The sequence below is a fragment of the Rhizobium sp. Leaf311 genome (assembly GCF_001423445.1).
Lineage (GTDB): Bacteria > Pseudomonadota > Alphaproteobacteria > Rhizobiales > Rhizobiaceae > Agrobacterium.
Genome location: NZ_LMNZ01000012.1, coordinates 2,981 through 4,250, shown reverse-complemented (window position 1 = coordinate 4,250; position 1,270 = coordinate 2,981). Strand labels below are relative to the sequence as shown.

The 1,270-nt window shown below is 52.8% G+C and carries 1 tRNA gene and 2 rRNA genes (1 of these 3 only partly in view); all 3 read right to left on the bottom strand.

Features of this window, described 5'->3' with window-relative positions:
- Positions 1-2 precede the first annotated feature (2 nt).
- Positions 3-79: transfer RNA gene (locus ASF69_RS14830), tRNA-Met, on the bottom strand.
- A gap of 372 nt (positions 80-451) precedes the next feature.
- Positions 452-566, bottom strand: a 5S ribosomal RNA gene (rrf, locus tag ASF69_RS14825).
- Between the two features lie 323 nt (positions 567-889).
- Positions 890-1,270, bottom strand: a 23S ribosomal RNA gene (locus tag ASF69_RS14820); it runs 2,488 nt beyond the window's last position.

Sequence of the window (1,270 nt, the reverse complement as noted above, 5' to 3'; positions counted from 1 at the left end):
GTTGGTTGCGGGGGCAGGATTTGAACCTGCGGCCTTCAGGTTATGAGCCTGACGAGCTACCGGGCTGCTCCACCCCGCGTTACCAGCGCGAACCTTTGGTTCGTCGCGACAGAGCAAACTCGCAGAGTTTGCGTCTTTACCCGACTTTTGCCTTGGGCAAAATGTCGTCTTGGTCGGGTTTTTGGCTTTAGCCAAAATACCGTTATTTCCAGCGTTAAACCCTTTTGGATTTATCGCGACTGCGTCACAGCTTTGCTGTGATGCATAGTGCCGGAGCAAATCCTTTAGAATTTGTCTCCTGTGAGGGGCGCAGCGTATTGGGTGCGCCGCCTTGTTTGCATTCTTATGCTTTATAACACAAAAGGCCGCGTTGTGTGCGGCCTTTGACTGGCCTTGTGGCCGTTTGTTTTTGTGTTTGAGAAGATGTTGGATGTGATGTTGCGTTTTGCAGACCTGGCAGCGACCTACTCTCCCGCGTCTTAAGACGGAGTACCATTGGCGCTGGGGCGTTTCACGGCCGTGTTCGGAATGGGAACGGGTGCAGCCGCCCCGCAATAACCACCAGGTCGGCAAAACGCAACAACATACGTTGTTTGTCGAGAAGCTGGAGAACACGAGGTTCTTTTTGTCTTAATGGACACGTCTTATCTGTTTTGTCCTGACGCCCAAAGGGCTCCGGACGGCCGCATCACGCGATGCGACGGCCTCTGGCCTGTATTCGTGCCACACTCAAGCTTGAGCGAGGCAGCCATACAGGACGGTAGTCCGTCGCGTCTGGTTTTTGCCGTAAGGCAAAATACCATTTGGCGCGCGCCGTCTGCAGGGCTTTTAGCCCGTGAAGACAGAACAGATTTCATCAAGCTTCGCTTGATGAACATAATCAATGGGAACGAAGAAGTCGATCGAGCTATTAGTAACGGTAAGCTTCATGCATTACTGCACTTCCACACCCGTCCTATCAACGTGGTCGTCTTCCACGGCTCTGATAGGGAACACTTGTTTTCAGGTTGGTTTCCCGCTTAGATGCCTTCAGCGGTTATCCATTCCGTATATAGCTACTCTGCTATGCCCTTGGCAGGACAACAGATCCACCAGAGATACGTCCATCCCGGTCCTCTCGTACTAGGGACAGATCNCTGTCAATATTCCTACACCCACGGCAGATAGGGACCGAACTGTCTCACGACGTTCTGAACCCAACTCACGTACCGCTTTAAATGGCGAACAGCCATACCCTTGGGACCTGCTCCAGCCCCAGGATGCGATGAGT